Raw genomic sequence first — 17641 nt, 5'->3', positions numbered from 1 at the left:
CGAGATCATTTGACGAAGACCGAGACGGTCACGGTCGCCGCGATCGAAGCCGGAGTGCCCAACCTAGCCAAGGCGAGAGAGTTGATCGACCGGTTTCATGCCATGATCCGCAGTCGAGAAGTCGGGGATCTTTCGTCCTGGATTCACGATGCCGAGGGAAGTTTGTTGGCGTCCTTCGCTCGCGGCATCAGTAAGGATGCATCCGCAGTGCAGGGTGCGATTACCGAACCGTGGTCGAACGGCCAGACGGAAGGCCAGGTGAACAAGCTCAAGCTCGTGAAGCGGCAAATGTACGGGCGCGCCAAGCTTGATCTTCTTGAGGCCCGCTTGCTCGGCGCCGCCTGATCGTCATCGAAAGTGCGTCAGACCCAAAATTGCACGCCGAATGACAGCGGAGATCGACCCGATGTTCGCGGGTGCGGTCTCCATTTGCCGAGAGTTGGTGACTCCTGCGGGCGCGATCGACAACTTGTTGGTTACCCCGTCCGGGTTGCCGATCCTCGTGGAATGCAAACTCTGGCGAAATCCGGAAGGACGTCGCGAGGTCGTCGGACAAATCCTAGACTATGCCAAGGAGCTCAGCCGCTGGACGTCTGCCGATCTCCAGCGTGAGGTAGGGCGTCGGCTTGGTAGAGAGGGCAACGCCGTTCTCGATCTTGTGCGGTCGGCGGACGCGTCCGTCGACGAGATAGAGTTCAACGACGCCCTTTCCCTTAACCTACGCCGCGGGCGGTTCCTCCTCCTCATCGTCGGCGATGGGATTCGCGAGGGGGTCGAGGCTATCGCCGAATACCTACAACGCCACGCGGGCCTCCATTTCTCACTCGGTCTTGTGGAGATGCCCGTCTATGTAATGCCGAACGGCGACAAGTTGGTCGTTCCGCGCGTGCTCGTCCGGACGGCGATTGTGACGCGCAATGTTGTTGGGGTACCCGACGGTCACGTCGTACAGGACGTCGCCTCGGACGGGGAAAGCCACGAGGTCGATCCCGACCGCCAAGCCCTCGGTGATATACAGCAGGCGTTCTGGAAGGAGTTCCTCCCTGTCCTTCGTATTCGTGATCCAGAACAGCCGATCCCACGGGCCCCCAGGCAGGGATACCTGAATGTCATGATGCCCGCGCCCGGTGGAAGCAGTTGGCTGACCGTCTACCGTGACATGCGGAAGAACGAGGTCGGGCTGTTCCTGTCAGCGACCCGCAACAGCGCGGGGGAATACGCTTCCGACAGATTGGTCGAAGATTTCGCTGCCGTGGGTCCGCAACTCGGTGGAGCGGCCGAAGTGACCAAGGATACGTACGGCAGAAACCGCATCGGCGAGCATGCATCCTTCGGACCGCTCTCACACCCCGATAACAAGGCACGCGCGTTCAGTTGGCTCGCTGAACGCGTGGACAGCTATGTCACCGTCATGCGCCCCCTGATCAGGTCGGCGGTGGCAGACTATGCAGAAACCTATGGAACGGGGGCGACCTGAGTGTCCGATTTCGCTCGTGCCCGACGGAGGCGGTGATGACGGTCGGCTTATGGCTAAGACAGTTCAGGCTTTGAAACGCTCGCAAGCCGTCAGCCGCTGGACAATCGCCTCCGAGTGCCCGCCGTAGACTTCTTCGCGCAGGAACAAGTCCTCGTCGTCGAAGGCGTCCTCGTCGACCTCCCGCCACCAGCACTTGGGGCGACCGTCCGAACCGTCCGCCCAGCGGTAGCCGCGCGCCTTCAGGACATCCTTCGTGTGGAAGGGCGAGGCGACCGCATGGACGCGCAGCCTCGCGCGCCCGGCTGATACCAGCAACTGCGCGAAGGGGGCAACGGCACCGTCGACCCGCGACGGGCCCGCTAGGACCTCGAGCAGCGCGTGGCAGTCGTCGACGGCACGGTGGCCGTTGTGGAAGAGCCCGACTTGCCCGACGAGGTAGCCGAGCTTGGTTCCCTCGAACCCGAGTGACGTCCAGTCGATCTCGGACACCGAGCATGCCCACGGTTTCACATCGAAGCCGCACGCGAGCTTTTCGCAGAACGGACGGTCGAAGCGCGCGTTGTGCGCGATCATCAAGTCGGCGGGCTCAATGAAGCGCTCCACAACGTCGAGGTCGATGACCTGCCCGCGGACCATCTCGTCCGTGATGCCGGTGATCCGGGTGATCTCGGCGGTGATGGGCTGACTCGGTTGGCGCAAGCCAGAGAACACGCCGACGACGTCACGGATTCCTCCGTCGTCGTAGGTGAAGGCTACCATACCGAGTTCGATGATTTCGTGCGTCGCGTGGTTCAGTCCGGTCGTTTCCGTATCGAGGAGGACGCCGAGCTTCAAGCCGTTCGGCCACGGGCACGGCATCGGCTCGACGGGTCGCGGTACAAGTTGCCGGAGGACACGGTAGCGGCCGGTCTCTTCAAGGCGGCTGGCCATCTCCTCGTCCGCGGGGAAGGCGGCCACCTGGGGACGGCGAGTGGAAGGGTAGGGCAGGGGCGGGGCGACTGCGTCGTCGTTCGCTGCGGTCTCCGCGAACAAGTCGGCCTGCCTCCCTGCCGCCGCCGGAGGAAGCTGCCCCATCAGGACACCCCGGTGGGCAACGGCGAGGAGGGTCGACCGAGATTGGGAGACAGGCGGTCTGAAACCATGGTGGGACAACATCATCGAGTGAGACTCGTGTAGCGCAATAGTGCGCCACGGGACTATCCCCACAATTCGCTCGCGGTGGTCAGCTTGGCACACACACCCTCTCGGCCAGACCCTGATCGTCCTTTCAGGTGTCGGCCTGGTCCAGCGTTGGGAGGGACCGGTTCAGGAAATCCGGGCGGGTGACACCGTTTGAATCCCGCCGGGGTCAAGCACTGGCACGGTGCCTCACCCGATAACGCGACGAGCCATATCGCGTTTTCCGAAAGTGTCGACGGCTCGACAGTCGAGTGGCTCGAACTCGTTACTAACGATCAGTATCCCGACTGAGTGGTCCATCACGGGGCGCTACATCTCGCGGACTCGCGCGCCCAAACCCAAAAACGTCCGCAGTCAAGTTGGCTGCGGACGTTCCGTCAGGATCGCTAAGTCAGGAGGCTCCGACCCGCTGAAGGGAGCTCCTGGTCCAGAATCAGGTTTTCGGCGGCGCCTCGACGCCTGAGAAGGCGAGCACTGCTTCGGGAAGCCGCGCGCCCCGAACCTCAATGGCCGCGACCGCGGCATTCAGTTCCTCCAACTCCTGCGGCGTGAACCCGATTGCCGTCGCGCCGACGTTCTGGAGCATGTGCGCCATCTGCGTCGTGCCCGGGATGGGGACGATCCAAGGCTTCTGCGCCATCAGCCATGTCAGGGCGATCTGCCCCGGGGCGGCTTCCTTCCGCTCCGCCCAGCTCTTCACGAGTTCGACGAGCGCAAGGTTGTGAGGCAGGTTTTCCGGCGAGAACCGGGGCTCGATCCCACGGATGTCACCCTCGGCAAAGCGCGTTCGCTCGTCGATGGCCCCCGTCAGGAAGCCGACACTGAGCGGACTCCACGGCACGAAGCCGATGCCGAGTTCTTCACATAGCGGGATCACCTCGTCTTCCGGCCCGCGCCACAGCATCGAGTACTCGTTCTGAACGGCGGTGACGGGTAAGGCGGCGTGCGCCCGCCTCAGCGTGTCCAAACCCATTTCGGAGAGGCCCCAGTGGAGGACCTTGCCCTCGTCCATGAGGTCCTTGACCGCCCCCGCGACGTCCTCGATCGGCACGTCCGGGTCAACGCGATGCTGGTAGAGAAGATCGATGCGGTCGGTGCGAAGGCGTCTGAGCATGCCTTCCACGGCCTGCTTGATGCGCGCCGGTTTGCTGACCAGCCCCGGACGCCGCTCGCCGGTCTCAAGATCGACATCCCAGCCGAACTTGGAGGTGATCACCACCTTGTCGCGAAACGACTCGATCGCCTCGCCGAGGATCCGTTCATCCTCATGCGGGCCATACGCCTCGGCCGTGTCAAAGAAGGTCACGCCGTGATCGTAGGCGGCGCGGATGATGTTCAGCATCTCCGGCCGATACGGGACCAGCGTCGTGTAGGTCCGGTGCATGTTCTGGACACCGAGGCCAATGCTGGAGACCTCCAGCGAGCCCAGCCGCCTGCGCCCCGCTACTTCGGCCGTCGATGCAGCGCCGCCGTTGCCGCCGCCACTTTCGACGGAAGCCTGCGCATGGGCGCGTCCGATAAGCGGCGCGGCGGCGGCGGCTCCTGCCGCAAGAAGGAGGCCGCGGCGGCCAATTTGAAGTCCTCGCTTGTTCGTCATGTCAGATCCTTTCGTGAGAGTTCGTGTGGTTGCGCCGTGTTCCGCCTGCGCGGTCGGATGCCAGGGGCCGGTCGTGCCGGCGCCTCTGGGCGCGTTGCTAGAGTCCGGTCATCCGCAGCGCGGCTTCCGGCAAGCGTTCACCCTGAAGGTCGAGCTGGGCGGCGCGGCTTTCGATCTCGGACAGATCCGCCTCGGTGAGATCCACCTCGGTCGCCCCGAGGTTTTCCCGAAGCCGGTGCGGCTTGGTCGTGCCGGGGATCGGGACGATCCAGGGCCGCTGGGCGAGCAACCACGCCAACGCCACCTGAGCCGGCGTCGCTCCCCGGCGATCCGCCACCGAGCGCAGCAGTTCAACGAGGACAAGGTTGGCCCTGCGTGCCTCTGGCGAGAAACGCGGAACGTTGTTGCGGAAGTCGGTCGGATCGAACTGCGTGGCCTCGTCGATCTTGCCCGTCAGGAAGCCGGCGCCGAGCGGGCTGAAGGGAACGAACCCGATCCCGAGTTCCTCCAGCGCCGGCAGCAGTTCGCTTTCCGGGCCACGCCAGAACAGCGAGTACTCGCTCTGGACGGCCGTGAGAGGCTGGACCGCGTGAGCGCGGCGGATCGTCGGAACGCCCGCCTCCGACAGGCCGAAGTGTCCGACCTTGCCTGCGGCAATCAGTTCCTTGACGGCCCCGGCGACGTCCTCAATGGGGACCACCGGGTCGACCCGGTGCTGGTACAGGAGGTCAATGCGGTCGGTCCGCAGCCGCTTCAACATGGCGTCGACGACTGCCTTGATGTGGTCGGGACGGCTGTTGGTTCCGCCGGTCCGCTGGCCCGTCTCGAGATCGATGTCGAAGCCGAACTTGGTCGCGATCACGACGCGGTCCCGGATCGGCGCAAGCGCCTCGCCGAGCAGGCGCTCGTTCTTGAACGGACCGTAGGACTCGGCCGTGTCGAACAGCGTGACACCCTCGTCATGAGCCGCGCGGATCAGGCTGATCATCTCCGTCTTGTCGGCAGCCGGGCCGTACAGGCTGGTCATGCTCATGCAGCCGAGGCCCAGGGCGGAGACCTCCAGTCCATTGCCCAGCGTGCGATGCTTGATCGTCATGGTCTTGCTTCCGAATGCGTTGAAAGGAGGCTCTCCAAGTTCGAGAGCGGAAAGGCGTGTCAGCGAACCGGCGGCGACCGTTCGAGCCAGTCAGTGACCTCCTCGAGGGTGCGACGTTCCTGGTCGGCCTCGAGCGCGAAGGCTCTCGCCAGGCGCGAACCTTCGGCGCGCTCGGCGAGGAGTTCCTCGCTGTTGCCGAGGCCATAGCCACCATGCGTGATGAACGGCAGGACGGTTTTGCCGGACAGGTCGTGCTGCGAGAGGAACGAGCGGATCACCGGCGGGGCGGTGCCGCTCCAGATCGGAAAGCCGAGATAGATGGTTTCGTATCGTGACAGGTCCGATACCGAGCTCTCCAGCTCCGGCTCAAAACCGGCGTCCCGCTCCCGATGCGACTGTGCGACGGTCTCCTCGTAGTCGGCCGGATAGGGCTGACGGGGGCGGATCTCGAATTCATCTGCTTCGGTTGCCCGGCGGATCTGGCCCGCGATCACCCGCGTGTTGCCGGAGCGGGAGAAGTACGCGACGAGAACCCGCGAGGCCGACCCCTGTGCGCGTGCGCCGCTTCCGGGACTTGTCGCGACCAACGTTGGAAGCGCCAGCAGGGTCGACGCGGCCAGCAGGCTTCGGCGGGATAAACGGGTCGAGCTCATATGATGGCCTCCAGCCTCAGCGACCGACGCGGGCGCGAAGGTGCTCCGGGTAACGGTCGCCCTGTACCGCGATCCGCGACATCGCTCCGTCGATGCGGGCGAGGTCGTCGGCGGACAGCAGCACGGCATCGGCGCCGATGTTTTCCTTCAGGCGATGCGATTTGGTCGTGCCGGGGATAGGGACGATCCATGGCTTCTGCGCGAGGAGCCAGGCCAGGGCGATCTGGGCGGGCGTCGCCGCCTTGGCGGCGGCGATCTCCTTCAGGAGGTCGACGACTGCGAGGTTCGCTTCGCGAACGTCGTCGGAGAAGCGCGGCACGCTGGCCCGGAAGTCGCCTTCGGTGAACTTAGTGTCCCGGTCGACCGCGCCCGTCAGGAAGCCCTTTCCGAGCGGCGCGAACGGCACGAAGCCGATGCCGAGCTCCTCGAGCATCGGCAGGATCTCCGCTTCCGGCTCGCGCCACCACACCGAGTACTCGCTCTGGAGGGCGGTTACCGGTTGGACCGCGTGGGCCCGGCGGATTGTCTCTGCCCTCGCCTCGGACAGACCGAAATGGCCCACCTTGCCGGCGGCGATCAGGTCCCGGACCGTCCCGGCGACGTCCTCGATCGGCACGTCGGGATCGACACGATGCTGGTAGAGAAGGTCGATGTGGTCGGTCCGCAGGCGCTTCAACGAGGCGTCCACGACCGAGCGGATGTGGTCGGGCTGGCTGTTGAGGATCTGCTGCCTGCCGTCCTCGCCGAACGTGAAGCCGAACTTCGTGGCGATCACCACGCGATCGCGAACGGGGGCCAGTGCCTCGCCGACCATCTCCTCGTTGGTGAAGGGCCCGTAGACCTCCGCGGTGTCGAAGAACGTGACGCCGAGATCGACGGCCTGCCTGATGAGGTCGACGCCCACCTTCGCATCGGGAGCGGTGCCGTAGACCGGCGCAAAGCCCATGCAGCCGTATCCGATCGCGGATACTTCCAGGCTGCTCGTTCCCAACTGACGCTTCCGCATGGCGGATCTCCTTCTGGTTCACCGCGAGCACGCGCATCGAAGCCGCCGACCGCGACCCGCAGGGTGAAGTCCGTGTTGGTGTTGGGGGTGATGTAGGCCCGCGGCGGACAGCGGATTAGCCGGAAGAATGTTCTAACGCTTAGAAGCAGCCCTAATCAGTCAACGGGCGTCGCAGCCCTTCTCGACGGACGTCGGTTCGGCTCCACGAAGCGCTCCCAGAACCCGATCGCCTCGTCGATCCAGGCCGCCGCCCGCGTTCCCGTGCCGAGACCAAAGCCATGGCCGAGACCCGGGTATTCCCGGTAAACGACTTCGGCGCCCAACTCGCGCAGGGCGGTGACCCGCTCAAGCATTCTCGAAAGGGGAGCGACGCCGTCGGCTTCACCGACGACAACGAATGTCGGAGGCTCATCGGCCGCGTGGTCCGAATGGCCCGTGTAGGCCATGACCACCGCCGATGGCTTCGGCAGATCCTGGCCGCCGAACGCTGCGGCGCCGTGCGATCCGATCGAGGCCGCCATGCGCGCGCCGGCGGAGCTGCCCCACAGCGCGTATCCCTTCCTTGCGACCCCAAGTTCCTCTGCGTGGTCGACGATCCAGGACAGGGCAGCCGCGAGGTCTTCGGTGGCGAGCCTGCCGCCCAAACCGGCCCGGTATCGCAGGACAAAGGCGTTGTACCCCTGTCGGCTGATCTCCTGTGCGTAGGGAAAGCCTTCGTGCAACGAGCCGACATAGGAGAATCCGCCTCCGGGCGCCACAATGGCGAAAGGTGCTCCCGGCACGCTGCGGAAGTAGAACAGGCCGGTGCTATCGACCGTCGGGCCGTTCTTCGGCCGGGTTCCTTCGTAAAAATCGTAGAACACCCGGTTTCCGTCGTTCACGTCGTCGATCATGCGGTTGAGCGCCGCGACGGCACCCTCGGGATCGACCTCACTGTGGTAGGGCATCAGCGACCGCATCCCCCGCAGGCTCATGGAGGGATCGTACGGGCGGCCGTCCCACGGCAGGATCGATGGCGCGAAGCCTTCGAATGCCGGGTGCGACAGCAGGTCGCCGATGGTGTCGTCGGCCGACAGATGGTCGCTCGTCGGCGCGGCGATCGTCTCGACTTCTGTGGTGCCTTCGTCCCCGTCGACGGGGGAGTCAGCGGATGTGGCCCCCACCAGGGCGAGCGAGGCAACGGTCAGGCAGACGGCGGAAGCGGTGCTGGACCAGTTCATCGTTGATGTCCGTGACGAAGATGAGCGACGCCCGAACCGTAGCGCTGGCTGAACGCCTCTGTTAGAGGCGTAATCGGCAAAGCCTCAGAAGGAACGCTAATCAATGGCGCTCGAGAACTACAACGAGCTTGCCGCGTTTGCGATCGTGGCGAGGGAGCGGAGCTTCACCCGGGCAGCGGCCCAGCTCGGCATCTCGCAATCGGCACTGAGCCAAACGATCAAAGGTCTCGAGGCCCGGCTCGGAATGCGTCTCCTGACCCGGACGACCCGTAGCGTCGCTCCGACCGAGGCGGGCGAGCGCCTGTTGCAGACTGTCGCGCCGCGCTTTCAGGAGATCGATCACGAGCTCGCGGCATTGAGCGTCCTGCGGGACAAACCCGCGGGGACCGTTCGCATCACAGCCGGTGAGCATCCGGCGATCTCAATCCTGCAACCCGCCCTTGCTCGTTTCCTTCCCGAGCATCCCGACATAAAGATCGAGATCATCGTCGACTACGGCCTGACCGACATCGTCGCCGAGGGATTTGACGCCGGGGTCCGGATGGGCGAGCAGATCGCCAACGACATGATCGCCATGAAGATCGGCCCGGAGATGCGGATGGCCGTGGTGGCGTCGCCGGGCTACTTCGCGGAGCATGGGGTTCCCCTGTCACCTGAGGACTTGACCGCCCATCGTTGCATCAACACGCGGCTGCCGACCTACGGCGGACTGTTCCCCTGGGGCCTTGAGAAGGACGGCCGGGAGATCAAGGTTCGGGGCGAGGGTCAACTCGTCTTCAACAACCTCGCCATGCGCCTTCTCTCGGCCATCGATGGGCTCGGCGTCGCCTACATGCCGGAGGACCAAGTGCTGCCGCACGTCGCCGCCGGGCGGCTCGTCCGCGTATTGGAGGACTGGTGCCCGCCGTTTCCCGGCTACCACCTCTATTATCCGAGCCGAAAGCACGCCTCGCCGGCCTTTTCCGTCCTGGTGGAGGCTCTGCGCTACCGCAGCTAGGCGGGCCTGCGCACGGCGGATCGTCCGGCTTCCACGAGCTTTAGGCCGTAATGCGTCAGGGCGATGCAAAGGCCGACGATGGCTCCCGCGTGGCCGAAGAAGCCGAGCACCGACTCCTCGAAGTTCCACCAGTCGAGACTCACCTGCATCGTCAGTTTGCCGCCGAGGCCGAGCGCCAGCGAGCTGGCGACGCCCTGCACGGCTATTGCCAGCGTGACAAGGCGAAGAACGGTCGCCCGCAGCATGCTTCGACCGGTGATGCCGAACAGGCTGCGCGCCATGCCCATGATCATCGTCCAACGAAAGCCGAGGTGGACCGCGACGATCACCAGCGCCCAATAGGCCGCCAGCGTGTGGATCTGGCGGACTGTGAAGCCGCCGTAGGCCGACATCACCGGAGACAGGGCATTGGAGATCAGGATGCTCGTCGCCAAGAGGGCCAGCATGACGAGGAGAAGCGCGAGCGTGGCCGGGACGTTCAGGGTCGAACGCATGTCGCGCTGAGGGCGCGCGGCTCTACCGTACCAGCGGCGGTTGAAGGCGTTGTGGACGATCAGGAGGAGAAAGAACGCGGTCCCCGCCACCTCGTGAGCGATGTTGCCGAGCCACCAGTAGGAAAGGCCGAACAGCAGCAGGCCGAAGGCAAGAAGGTCGAGGACGAGGCGCAGGCGGAGGATGCTGGTCATAGAACCCTCACTCGACCGGGGTGCCGTCGAAGCGCGGGATCCGGTAACCCGTGAACAGATAGTCGGCGTCAGCCTGGCTGCTGTGGCAGGACTGGCAGCGCGCCGTGTTCTCGTCCGTGTTGATGGAGCGGTCCGGCCAGAACCACTGGAATTGCCAGTCGTCGGTGCGCCGGCCTTCGTCGTAGTCGGCGCCCCAACCGTCGCCCTTCTCCATCACGAAGTAGCGGTAGAGCTCGTCGTCGCGATAATCGACCAGGACGAACTGGGTGCCGGAAGGGATGGCCTCACCTTGCTTAACCGCCTCGATCGCCATCGGCGTCGTCATGATGTGTTCGGTGACGTCGCCGCGGCGCACGGTCGTGTAGTGCACAAGCGCCTCCAGTGCCGGGAACTGCACGCGATTGGGCTCGGCATGGACCTGCCACCCCGCCGCTATCGTGGTAATGGCGGCCGTGACGACGAAGACCAGGGCGGCTTGGGGTCTTGTGGGGATCAACAGGCGGTCCTTTTCAAGGTTCGCCTGACCGTTACCCTTTCCGCATCCTCGCCTTTAGACCCCTGAAACCGATAAGAGCTAGAAGCCGCGCTAATGAGTTGATGCGCGGCGTGTGCCAATCGCAACGGAGCTGACGATGTCCGGTCCTTCTCCCTTCCACGGCTTGTGCGCCTTCCCGATCACGCCTGCTGACGAACACGGGCGCGTCGATGTCGAGATGCTCGCGAGGCTTCTGGACCGCTTGTGCGAAGCGGGCGTCGATTCGATCGGCCTTCTTGGCTCCACCGGCACCTACGCCTACCTAACAAGGGAAGAGCGGCTTCGAGCGGCGAAAGCCGCGGTGGAGTGCGTACGAGGGCGCCTACCGCTCGTCGTCGGCGCCGGGGCGCTCCGCACGGATTGGGCGCAGGATCTTGCACGGGACGCCGAGGCCGCAGGCGCCGACGCGCTGCTCATGGCACCGGTCTCCTACACGCCACTGACGCAGGACGAAGCCTTCGAGCACTACGGGGCCGTGACGGATGTTTCCGGATTGCCGATCTGCCTCTACAACAATCCCGGCACCACCCACTTCACCTTCGGCTTCGATCTCCTGGAGCGGCTCTCCGGCCTCCCGACGATCCGGGCCGTGAAGATGCCCTTGCCCTCGGACGGCGACTACGCTGGCGAGCTCGCCACCCTGCGCAACCGGACGGAGCTTGCGGTCGGCTACAGCGGCGACTGGGGCACTGCGGATGCGTTACTGGCGGGGGCGGATGCCTTCTACAGCGTCCTCGGCGGCGCACTGCCCGGTCCGGTCGTTGCCCTCGCGCGCGCTGCGCGGGCGGGCAATGCCGAGGACTTACGTCGCATCGATGCCGAGCTGTCGCCGCTTTGGGAGGTCTTCCAGATCTTCGGAAGCCTACGCGTCATGTACGTGCTCCTTGATCTACTAGGTCTCGGAAAAATGGAGCTGCCGCGACCGATCCAGCGGCTTGGGACAGAGGCGAGGGAGCGTGTGGCAGCGGCGGCGGAACCGTTGCTGGCCAGTTGATGAGGCGAGTTTTCCCATTTCTGGTTTGCACGACGGATGTCTGTGTAGTGCAAAGGGAGGCAGCACCACGAGCGGCTCTTCTGGGTCGTGAGCGGAATGACGGCTATTTGCGACAACGCTCCAGAAGCGGACGGTCTTCTTTCGGCCCGGTTTCCGCAGTCAGAGATGGTTCCTGGTCGGGGTATTTACCCTTGCTGCCTGAACTCGCGAACTCTCCCAACTCGTGCGTCGAAGGGCCCGGTCGGTGTCCTGCCGTCCTGGTGCCTGCATCTAAACTGGGCCCGATCGGCGAGTACGATCTCCGCTCCGAACTTGCTTGCCGGCTTCTCGAGCCTACTGCGTCCTTTTGGTTCTCACTTGACCGACAGAAGTGTTGATTCCCACGCGGAACTGACCCGGGTTGTCCATCGAGGAGTAATCCGGCTTCGAGTTGAGTTGAGATGGTCATGTCTGGGTCAAGGTATGTTCGCCTTCCTTCCTCTTGCGGTTGGTGGCCGCGGTGCTCGCCCTGAAGCGGAAGCTGTCATTTCCGATTTCGAGAATGTGGCAGCGATGGATGCGTCGATCGAGTAGGGCGGTGGTTATCTTGGCGTCGCAGAAGACGGTGGCCCATTCGCTGAAGCTCAGATTCGCCGTGATGACAACGCTGGTGCGCTCGTAGAGCTTGCTCAGCAGATGGAAGAGCAGCGCGCCGCAGGAGGCACTGAATGGCAGGCATCGAAGCTGGTCTAAGACCACGAGGTCGAGACGCGCAAGGGTCTCGGACAACTAGCCGGCCTTGGCCTTCTCCTGTTCGAGCGTGTTGACGAGTTCGATGGTCGAGAAGAACCGAACTTTCCGACGCTGATGCATAACAAGCTCGCCGCCGCGCCTTACAGAGTCGAGGACAAGCGGTCAGGACGGCGCCCCGCAGCTTGGACGTCAGGAAGGGCGTCCGAGTTCGCTCTGAACCTTGGCGGCGTCACGGGACGGCGGAAGGCCGAAGAACCGCGCGTACTCTCGGCTGAACTGCGAGGCGCTCTCGTAACCGACCTCGAAGGCAACAGCGGCGGCGCTTTCGGCCCCGCCGATAAGCAGGGTTCGGGCATGGAGCAGCCGGATCTGCTTCTGAAACTGGAGCGGGCTCATCGCGGTCGCCGCCTTGAAGTGCCGATGGAAGGCGGAAGCACTCATCGCCACCATGTCTGCCAATGCCTCGACGCGCATCGGGCTGCGGAAGTTGCCTCGGATCCACTGGATCGCGAGGCGCATGCGGGACAGGGCGGTGTCCGGCATGGCAATGTCGCGCAGCATCGCCCCGTGCGGCCCTTGCAGGACCCGGTACAGAATCTCCCGCTCGTAGGCAGGGGCGAGAACCGGGATGTCGCCCGGAACCCTCATCAGGCGCAGCATTCGCACCCAGGCGTCCAGCAGGTCGGGCGTTACCGAGGCAACGGAGAAGCCGCCGACGTGCAGGTTGGCATGGGATAGGGGCGGTGCATCCGCCAGCATGCCTGCGACAACGTGCGGATCGATCGTCAGGCTGACCGCAAGGTAGGGCTCGCCCGTCGCCGCCGCGTGGATGGACCCCACCGCCGGCAGATCGATGGACATGACGAAGTAGCTCGCGGGATCATAGTCCAGCGTGCGGTCGCCGATCGTCATCGATTTCCGCCCCTGGAGGATGAGGTTGATCATCGGGTCGTAGACGGCGGAGAGCTCGTGCTCGGGAATCTTTCCCTGCACCATGGCGACGCGCGGGATACCCGTGTCGGTTCTTCTGTTCTCGGCATGCGAGGCCAACGCGCGCAGTTCGTTCAGGCGATCTTCCATACCTCGAGGCTTGCAGTCGGCGACCGGGCGCGCAAGCCGGAAAGCAGGAATAGGCAAGAACCGGACAGGATCGGGCCCGACCTCCTGTCCGTGGCGGCGGTAGAAAAGAGCCACGGACAACGCGGAGAACACCAATGAAGATTGCCATCATCACCGGCTCCAGCCGCGGCCTCGGCCGGAGCACCGCACTCAACTGCGCCCGGCGCGGTGCGGGTGTCATCGTTACCTACAACAGCCATCCCGACGGCGCCGAGGAGGTGGTCCGGGCGATCGAAGCCGAGGGCGGCAAGGCCGTGGCGCTGAAGCTCGACGTCTCCGACACCGCTTCGTTTCCTGCCTTCCGGGACCAGGTAGCCGAGACACTGTCGGCGACGTGGGACCGAGCCGACTTCGATCATTTGGTCAACAACGCGGGCTACGGCCTCTGCAACCCAATCGAGACCGTCACCGAGGCCGACTTCGACGACCTGTTCAACGTGCACCTGAAGGGGCCCTTCTTCCTGACACAGGCGCTGCTGCCGCTGATGGCGCGCGGCGGGCAGATCATCAACCTGACCAGCGCCACCACTCGCGTCGCCACCGCCGGCGTCGCGCCCTATGCCGCCTTCAAGGGCGGGCTCGAGGTGCTGACCCGCTACATGGCCAAGGAGTTCGGCGACCGCGGCATCCGGGCCAACGCTGTCGCGCCCGGCGCCATCCGCACCAACCTCGGTGGCGGCTTGAACGACGAGTTCGAGGCGCTCCTCGCCGGACAAACCGCACTCGGCCGCGTTGGCGAGCCCGACGACGTCGGTCGGATGATCGCCGGCCTCCTCTCGGACGACAATGCCTGGGTGAACGCCCAGACCATCGAGGTCGCCGGCGGCTACGTCATCTGAACCACCCGTCCAAACTCAGCCGCAGGAGAGTCCCGTGCTCGACCACGTCTTCATCTCGGTCAGCGATCTCGACCGCTCGATCGCCTTCTACACCGCGACCCTCGCGCCGCTCGGCATTACGGACCGCGTCGACTACGACGGCGCTGACGGTCCACCCGGGCATCCCGACCTGAAGGGGTTCGGCTGCGACGGCCGCATTTTCTTCTGGCTGCGCCCAGGGATAGTCGAGGGGCGGGCCGCCCATGTCGGCTTCGTCGCAAAATCCAACGCCGCGGTCGATGCCGCCTATGCCGCGGCGATGGCGGCCGGGGCGACCGACAACGGCAAGCCCTCGGCCCGGCTTTATTACGACCCACGCTACTACGCCGCCAACGTCCTCGACCCCGACGGCTACAGCCTCGAGTTCGTGCACAAGAGCTGGCAGCAAGGGAGCTGATGCCATGTCCGATCAAGGCAAGATGCATCGCGCGGCCGAGGCTTTGATCGCGGCGTGCAACGCCTTCGACGTTGACGCGGCCGTTGCACTCTTCAGGCCGGAAGCGGTGATCGACGATCCCTCGACAGGCCAGCGCTTCGACGGCCACCCCGGTATCCGAGATTACGTCACGCAGTTCTTCGTCGGCTACCACTCCGTCACGCGTCTTCTGTCGATCGAGGCAGTGGCCACGGACCGTACCCGGGTGCGGGCCGATTTCACCGGCGACTTCGGCCATGAGGTCGGACTGCTGGATGTCTCGGTCGATCAGGATGGGTTCATCGTTCGCATCGACGCTGATCTCGAGTGACGTCGGCCTGAGCGCCGCAGCCTCGAGTCCACGCTTGGCGACACCTGAACCTTACACCCGCACGAACGCCGACCCTCGGTGCGTCGGAAAGGAATAAACCATGACGAAACTACTGATCTACGGCGCCACCGGGTACACGGGTCGGCTGGCGGCGGACCGGGCGAAGGCTGTCGGGCTCGACTTCGAGATCGCCGGGCGGGATGCCCCCAAGCTGGACGCGGCATCGGTCGAGCTGGGTGTTGCCCATCGTGTCTTCTCGCTCGATGACGCAGGCGAACTTCCCAAACACTTAGCCGGATGTTCGGTACTGCTCAACTGCGCGGGTCCATTCGCCAAGACCGCGGAGCCGCTGATGCGGGCCTGCATGAAGGTCGGTGCCCACTACCTCGACATTACCGCCGAGATCAACGTCTATCGCCGGGCCGAAGCCTTGGGCGGTGAGGCCGAAGCCGCGGGAACGATGCTGCTCCCGGGCGTTGGCTGGGACGTGGTGCCGACGGACTGCCTGGCCGCCCACGTGATGAGCCGGGTGAAGGATCCGAGACGGCTACGGATCGCCCTCCAGGTCGCCGGATCAATGTCCCGAGGTTCGGCAGTCAGCGCGGGAGAGATCATCGGTGCGGGGTTGATGGCTCGTGTCGACGGAGCCCTTGTGACCAAGTCCGACACGAGCTTCGCATCCTTCAACTTCGGCGACGGCGCGGTCGATTGTGCGCCGCTGTCGTTCGGCGATCTGGTGACCGCCTGGCGTTCCACCGAGATCCCGAACATCGAGATGTTCGTCCACGTATCTGGTGACGCTTTCCCCGAGGGCGACCTATCGACGTTGCCGGACGGACCCAGCGCCGAGGAGCGCGATGCGCACCGCGCACGAGCGGTGGCCGAGGTCACCGGGGCCGACGGGACGGCCGCCCGCTCCGTTATCGAAACCGTGAACGGCTACTCCTACACGCCGTTGGCTGCCGTCGAAGCCGCGCGGCGGGTGCTGGCGGGCGAACACGAACCCGGCTTCCAGACCCCGGTCAGGGTGTTCGGAGCAGGCTTTGCCGAGACAATCTCAGGGACGACGATCACCGACCTCTGACGGTGAGCACTTAAGCGGCGTCTGGCGGTACGCCAACGTTCTGGAACTCGCCCTCCAGCGTGCGGCCTGCCATCCGCGCAACCTCGACCAATCGTTTCTGCGACATGCCAAGGCACGCGAAGGACGACAGGCCGCGCATGGTCACGAGGACGTAGTCGGAGATTTCCCGGGCGCGGGTCGGATGATGGAGCGCCACATAGGCATGGATGGCATCCATGGCGCCCCGCCCTAGCTCCATGGCCATCCGCCGCGCGGTCTCGTCGTCTGCCCGCATCCCCTCCGTGACGAGGCAACCCTTGAGTTCCGCGTCGCCGCCATACTGACGGGCGCTGGCAACAAGAAGCGCGTTCAACGCCTCGGCAGGAGGACGTCCAGGAGCGAGCAGCTTGTCGAGCGGCAACGCGTGCAACGACGAGTAACGCTTCATCGCGCGCTCGAAGAGTTCGGCCTTGCTGCCATAGGCAGCGTAGAGGCTCGGCGGGTTGATCTCGAGCTCCTTGGTCAGATCGGCGATGCTGACGGCGTCGTAGCCATGTCGGTGGAAGAGTGCCTGCGCCTTGGCAACACCCTCCTCGCGATCGAACGCCGGCCGCCGCTTGCGCTTCTGTGCCTCCATCAAACCCTCCGTTTCGACCCATGATATAACGGTCGCTACACCGACGCACAAGCCGACACCATCTCTTGTATGTAGTGAATGGTATATAAAACGCTTGCCAGCGCATTGTCGTGCATATAGCGTCCGCTACATGAATGGTGGCGATGATGCCTCCGGTACCGGGAACGAGCTTATGACATTCGCAGGAAAGATTGCCGTCGTGACGGGCGGGGCGACGGGCCTCGGCTTCGCCATTGCAAAGGAGCTGGTGAGCCAGGGCGCCCGCGTCGTGGTGACGGGTCGGCGCCAGAAGGAGCTCGACGAAGCCGTCGCCATGCTTGGCGAGATGAGCGCCGCGGTGCAGGCGGACGTCTCGAAGCTGGAGGACCTGAGCCGACTGTTCTCGCAGGTCGGCGCCGAGCATGGTCGCGCCGACGTCCTGGTCGCGAACGCTGGCAAGGGAGAGCTGGAGCCTTTGGGATCGATCACTGAAGGATCGTTCGACCGGATCTTCGACACCAACGTCAAGGGCGTGGTGTTCACCGTCCAGCACGCATTGCCTCTGATGCGCCCGGGCGGCTCGATCGTCATCGTCGGCTCGACCGCATCGATCAGTCCGGGCCCGGGGCTCAGCGTCTACGGTGCAACAAAGGCCGCCCTTCGCGCGCTCGTCCGAGCCTGGGTCCTTGACATCAAGGGAAGCGGCATCCGCATCAACCTCCTCAGCCCGGGCCCGGTGAACACCCCATCTCTTCGGAACATGTTTCCGACGCCCGAAGAGGCCGAAACCGCGATCGCCTTCCTCAACGGCCAGAGTACCATCGGTCGCATCGGCGAGCCGGAGGAGATCGGACGCGCGGTGGCTTTCCTCGCCAGCGACGCGGCCAGCTACGTCAACGGCGCCGAGCTCTTTGCCGACGGCGGCGCCTCGCAGGTCTGAGGCCCGCCGAGCTCGCCGCAAGGATGTCTGTCCGGCAAAGATCGGAGCCGACGAACCGACCACCAGCTTCCTCGGCGTAGCTCGGTTCAAGCAGCCCCGGGGACCTG

General features: G+C 64.9%; 19 protein-coding genes and 2 pseudogenes. 10 read left to right on the top strand and 11 right to left on the bottom strand.

Translation table 11 applies throughout. The features are described from left to right. Positions 1-345, top strand: a 345-nt coding sequence (locus tag H536_RS0118230) for a transposase (RefSeq protein WP_024351816.1), incomplete at its 5' end; no start/stop codon positions are given. A 40-nt stretch (positions 346-385) separates the two neighbouring features. Further along, the gene (locus tag H536_RS0118225) at positions 386-1477 is read left to right on the top strand and encodes a hypothetical protein (protein ID WP_024351815.1); all 1092 of its coding nucleotides are present in this window, start codon (positions 386-388) and stop codon (positions 1475-1477) included. Positions 1478-1540: 63 nt separating this feature from the next. Here H536_RS0118225 and H536_RS0118220 read toward each other — a convergent pair whose 3' ends face one another. Then, positions 1541-2551 (bottom strand): 3'-5' exonuclease, encoded by a 1011-nt coding sequence (locus H536_RS0118220; RefSeq protein ID WP_029703596.1) that lies wholly within the window; start codon positions 2549-2551, stop codon positions 1541-1543. Positions 2552-2699: 148 nt separating this feature from the next. On the opposite strand from H536_RS0118220, the pseudogene H536_RS25210 reads away from it, so the two are divergent. Then, positions 2700-2947, top strand: a pseudogene (locus H536_RS25210) (cupin domain-containing protein); the annotation flags it as partial. A 142-nt stretch (positions 2948-3089) separates the two neighbouring features. On the opposite strand, the gene H536_RS0118215 reads toward H536_RS25210, so the two are convergent. From H536_RS0118215 to H536_RS22780, 5 genes are all read right to left on the bottom strand, one after another. After that, complete coding sequence (locus H536_RS0118215) at positions 3090-4253, bottom strand: aldo/keto reductase (RefSeq protein ID WP_024351813.1); 1164 nt, start codon at positions 4251-4253, stop codon at positions 3090-3092. Between the two features lie 97 nt (positions 4254-4350). Continuing rightward, entirely contained in the window at positions 4351-5343 is a 993-nt protein-coding gene (locus H536_RS0118210; protein WP_024351812.1) for an aldo/keto reductase, read from the bottom strand. Positions 5344-5408: 65 nt separating this feature from the next. Continuing rightward, positions 5409-6002: a flavodoxin gene (locus H536_RS0118205; protein ID WP_024351811.1), complete on the bottom strand. Its 594-nt coding sequence runs from the start codon at positions 6000-6002 to the stop codon at positions 5409-5411. Between the two features lie 16 nt (positions 6003-6018). Next, the gene (locus H536_RS0118200; RefSeq protein WP_024351810.1) at positions 6019-7008 is read right to left on the bottom strand and encodes an aldo/keto reductase; all 990 of its coding nucleotides are present in this window, start codon (positions 7006-7008) and stop codon (positions 6019-6021) included. Positions 7009-7163: 155 nt separating this feature from the next. Next, positions 7164-8228: an alpha/beta hydrolase gene (locus tag H536_RS22780; RefSeq protein ID WP_024351809.1), complete on the bottom strand. Its 1065-nt coding sequence runs from the start codon at positions 8226-8228 to the stop codon at positions 7164-7166. 103 nt (positions 8229-8331) lie between these two features. Here H536_RS22780 and H536_RS0118190 point away from each other — a divergent pair, with 103 nt between their 5' ends. Further along, on the top strand, positions 8332-9225 hold the full coding sequence (locus H536_RS0118190; RefSeq protein WP_024351808.1) for a LysR family transcriptional regulator: 894 nt from the start codon (positions 8332-8334) through the stop codon (positions 9223-9225). On the opposite strand, the gene H536_RS0118185 is transcribed toward H536_RS0118190, so the two are convergent. Both H536_RS0118185 and H536_RS0118180 read right to left on the bottom strand, forming a co-directional pair. Continuing rightward, the gene (locus H536_RS0118185; RefSeq protein WP_024351807.1) at positions 9222-9911 is read right to left on the bottom strand and encodes a DUF4405 domain-containing protein; all 690 of its coding nucleotides are present in this window, start codon (positions 9909-9911) and stop codon (positions 9222-9224) included. The genes H536_RS0118190 and H536_RS0118185 overlap by 4 nt on opposite strands. 7 nt (positions 9912-9918) lie before the next feature. Beyond that, on the bottom strand, positions 9919-10380 hold the full coding sequence (locus H536_RS0118180; protein ID WP_029703591.1) for a cytochrome P460 family protein: 462 nt from the start codon (positions 10378-10380) through the stop codon (positions 9919-9921). Positions 10381-10543: 163 nt separating this feature from the next. Between H536_RS0118180 and H536_RS0118175 the strand changes: the two genes are divergently transcribed. Continuing rightward, the gene (locus H536_RS0118175; RefSeq protein WP_024351805.1) at positions 10544-11440 is read left to right on the top strand and encodes a dihydrodipicolinate synthase family protein; all 897 of its coding nucleotides are present in this window, start codon (positions 10544-10546) and stop codon (positions 11438-11440) included. Between the two features lie 444 nt (positions 11441-11884). On the opposite strand, the pseudogene H536_RS22775 reads toward H536_RS0118175, so the two are convergent. Then, positions 11885-12307: pseudogene (locus tag H536_RS22775) on the bottom strand (ATP-binding protein); the annotation flags it as partial. A 54-nt stretch (positions 12308-12361) separates the two neighbouring features. Further along, positions 12362-13252 (bottom strand): AraC family transcriptional regulator, encoded by an 891-nt coding sequence (locus H536_RS0118165; protein ID WP_024351804.1) that lies wholly within the window; start codon positions 13250-13252, stop codon positions 12362-12364. A 134-nt stretch (positions 13253-13386) separates the two neighbouring features. Between H536_RS0118165 and H536_RS0118160 the strand changes: the two genes are divergently transcribed. From H536_RS0118160 to H536_RS0118145, 4 genes are all read left to right on the top strand, one after another. Beyond that, entirely contained in the window at positions 13387-14130 is a 744-nt protein-coding gene (locus H536_RS0118160; RefSeq protein ID WP_024351803.1) for an SDR family NAD(P)-dependent oxidoreductase, read from the top strand. Between the two features lie 34 nt (positions 14131-14164). After that, positions 14165-14566, top strand: a complete 402-nt coding sequence (locus H536_RS0118155) for a VOC family protein (protein ID WP_024351802.1) — start codon at positions 14165-14167, stop codon at positions 14564-14566. Positions 14567-14570: 4 nt separating this feature from the next. Then, complete coding sequence (locus H536_RS0118150; RefSeq protein ID WP_081651978.1) at positions 14571-14915, top strand: nuclear transport factor 2 family protein; 345 nt, start codon at positions 14571-14573, stop codon at positions 14913-14915. Positions 14916-15015: 100 nt separating this feature from the next. After that, positions 15016-15999: a saccharopine dehydrogenase family protein gene (locus H536_RS0118145; RefSeq protein ID WP_024351800.1), complete on the top strand. Its 984-nt coding sequence runs from the start codon at positions 15016-15018 to the stop codon at positions 15997-15999. Between the two features lie 10 nt (positions 16000-16009). Here the strand turns inward: H536_RS0118145 and H536_RS0118140 are convergent, their stop codons facing one another. Beyond that, complete coding sequence (locus tag H536_RS0118140; protein WP_024351799.1) at positions 16010-16615, bottom strand: TetR/AcrR family transcriptional regulator; 606 nt, start codon at positions 16613-16615, stop codon at positions 16010-16012. Between the two features lie 130 nt (positions 16616-16745). Here H536_RS0118140 and H536_RS0118135 point away from each other — a divergent pair, with 130 nt between their 5' ends. Next, on the top strand, positions 16746-17534 hold the full coding sequence (locus H536_RS0118135) for an SDR family NAD(P)-dependent oxidoreductase (protein ID WP_244877520.1): 789 nt from the start codon (positions 16746-16748) through the stop codon (positions 17532-17534). Positions 17535-17641: the final 107 nt, after the last annotated feature.

The organism is Aurantimonas coralicida DSM 14790 (genome assembly GCF_000421645.1).
Taxonomy (GTDB): Bacteria; Pseudomonadota; Alphaproteobacteria; order Rhizobiales; family Rhizobiaceae; genus Aurantimonas; species Aurantimonas coralicida.
Note: the sequence above shows the minus strand (reverse complement) of the source record. Positions and strands in the feature narration are given on the sequence as shown.

Coding starts and splice junctions, on each gene's coding strand:
- H536_RS0118220 (WP_029703596.1), bottom strand. CDS start 2,551: ATGGGGCAGCTTCCTCCGGCGGCGGCAGGGAGGCAGGCCGACTTGTTC.
- H536_RS0118150 (WP_081651978.1), top strand. CDS start 14,571: ATGTCCGATCAAGGCAAGATGCATCGCGCGGCCGAGGCTTTGATCGCG.
- H536_RS0118175 (WP_024351805.1), top strand. CDS start 10,544: ATGTCCGGTCCTTCTCCCTTCCACGGCTTGTGCGCCTTCCCGATCACG.
- H536_RS0118135 (WP_244877520.1), top strand. CDS start 16,746: ATGAATGGTGGCGATGATGCCTCCGGTACCGGGAACGAGCTTATGACA.
- H536_RS0118145 (WP_024351800.1), top strand. CDS start 15,016: ATGACGAAACTACTGATCTACGGCGCCACCGGGTACACGGGTCGGCTG.
- H536_RS0118160 (WP_024351803.1), top strand. CDS start 13,387: ATGAAGATTGCCATCATCACCGGCTCCAGCCGCGGCCTCGGCCGGAGC.
- H536_RS22780 (WP_024351809.1), bottom strand. CDS start 8,228: ATGAACTGGTCCAGCACCGCTTCCGCCGTCTGCCTGACCGTTGCCTCG.
- H536_RS0118205 (WP_024351811.1), bottom strand. CDS start 6,002: ATGAGCTCGACCCGTTTATCCCGCCGAAGCCTGCTGGCCGCGTCGACC.
- H536_RS0118225 (WP_024351815.1), top strand. CDS start 386: ATGACAGCGGAGATCGACCCGATGTTCGCGGGTGCGGTCTCCATTTGC.
- H536_RS0118215 (WP_024351813.1), bottom strand. CDS start 4,253: ATGACGAACAAGCGAGGACTTCAAATTGGCCGCCGCGGCCTCCTTCTT.
- H536_RS0118190 (WP_024351808.1), top strand. CDS start 8,332: ATGGCGCTCGAGAACTACAACGAGCTTGCCGCGTTTGCGATCGTGGCG.
- H536_RS0118140 (WP_024351799.1), bottom strand. CDS start 16,615: ATGGAGGCACAGAAGCGCAAGCGGCGGCCGGCGTTCGATCGCGAGGAG.
- H536_RS0118200 (WP_024351810.1), bottom strand. CDS start 7,008: ATGCGGAAGCGTCAGTTGGGAACGAGCAGCCTGGAAGTATCCGCGATC.
- H536_RS0118165 (WP_024351804.1), bottom strand. CDS start 13,252: ATGGAAGATCGCCTGAACGAACTGCGCGCGTTGGCCTCGCATGCCGAG.
- H536_RS0118185 (WP_024351807.1), bottom strand. CDS start 9,911: ATGACCAGCATCCTCCGCCTGCGCCTCGTCCTCGACCTTCTTGCCTTC.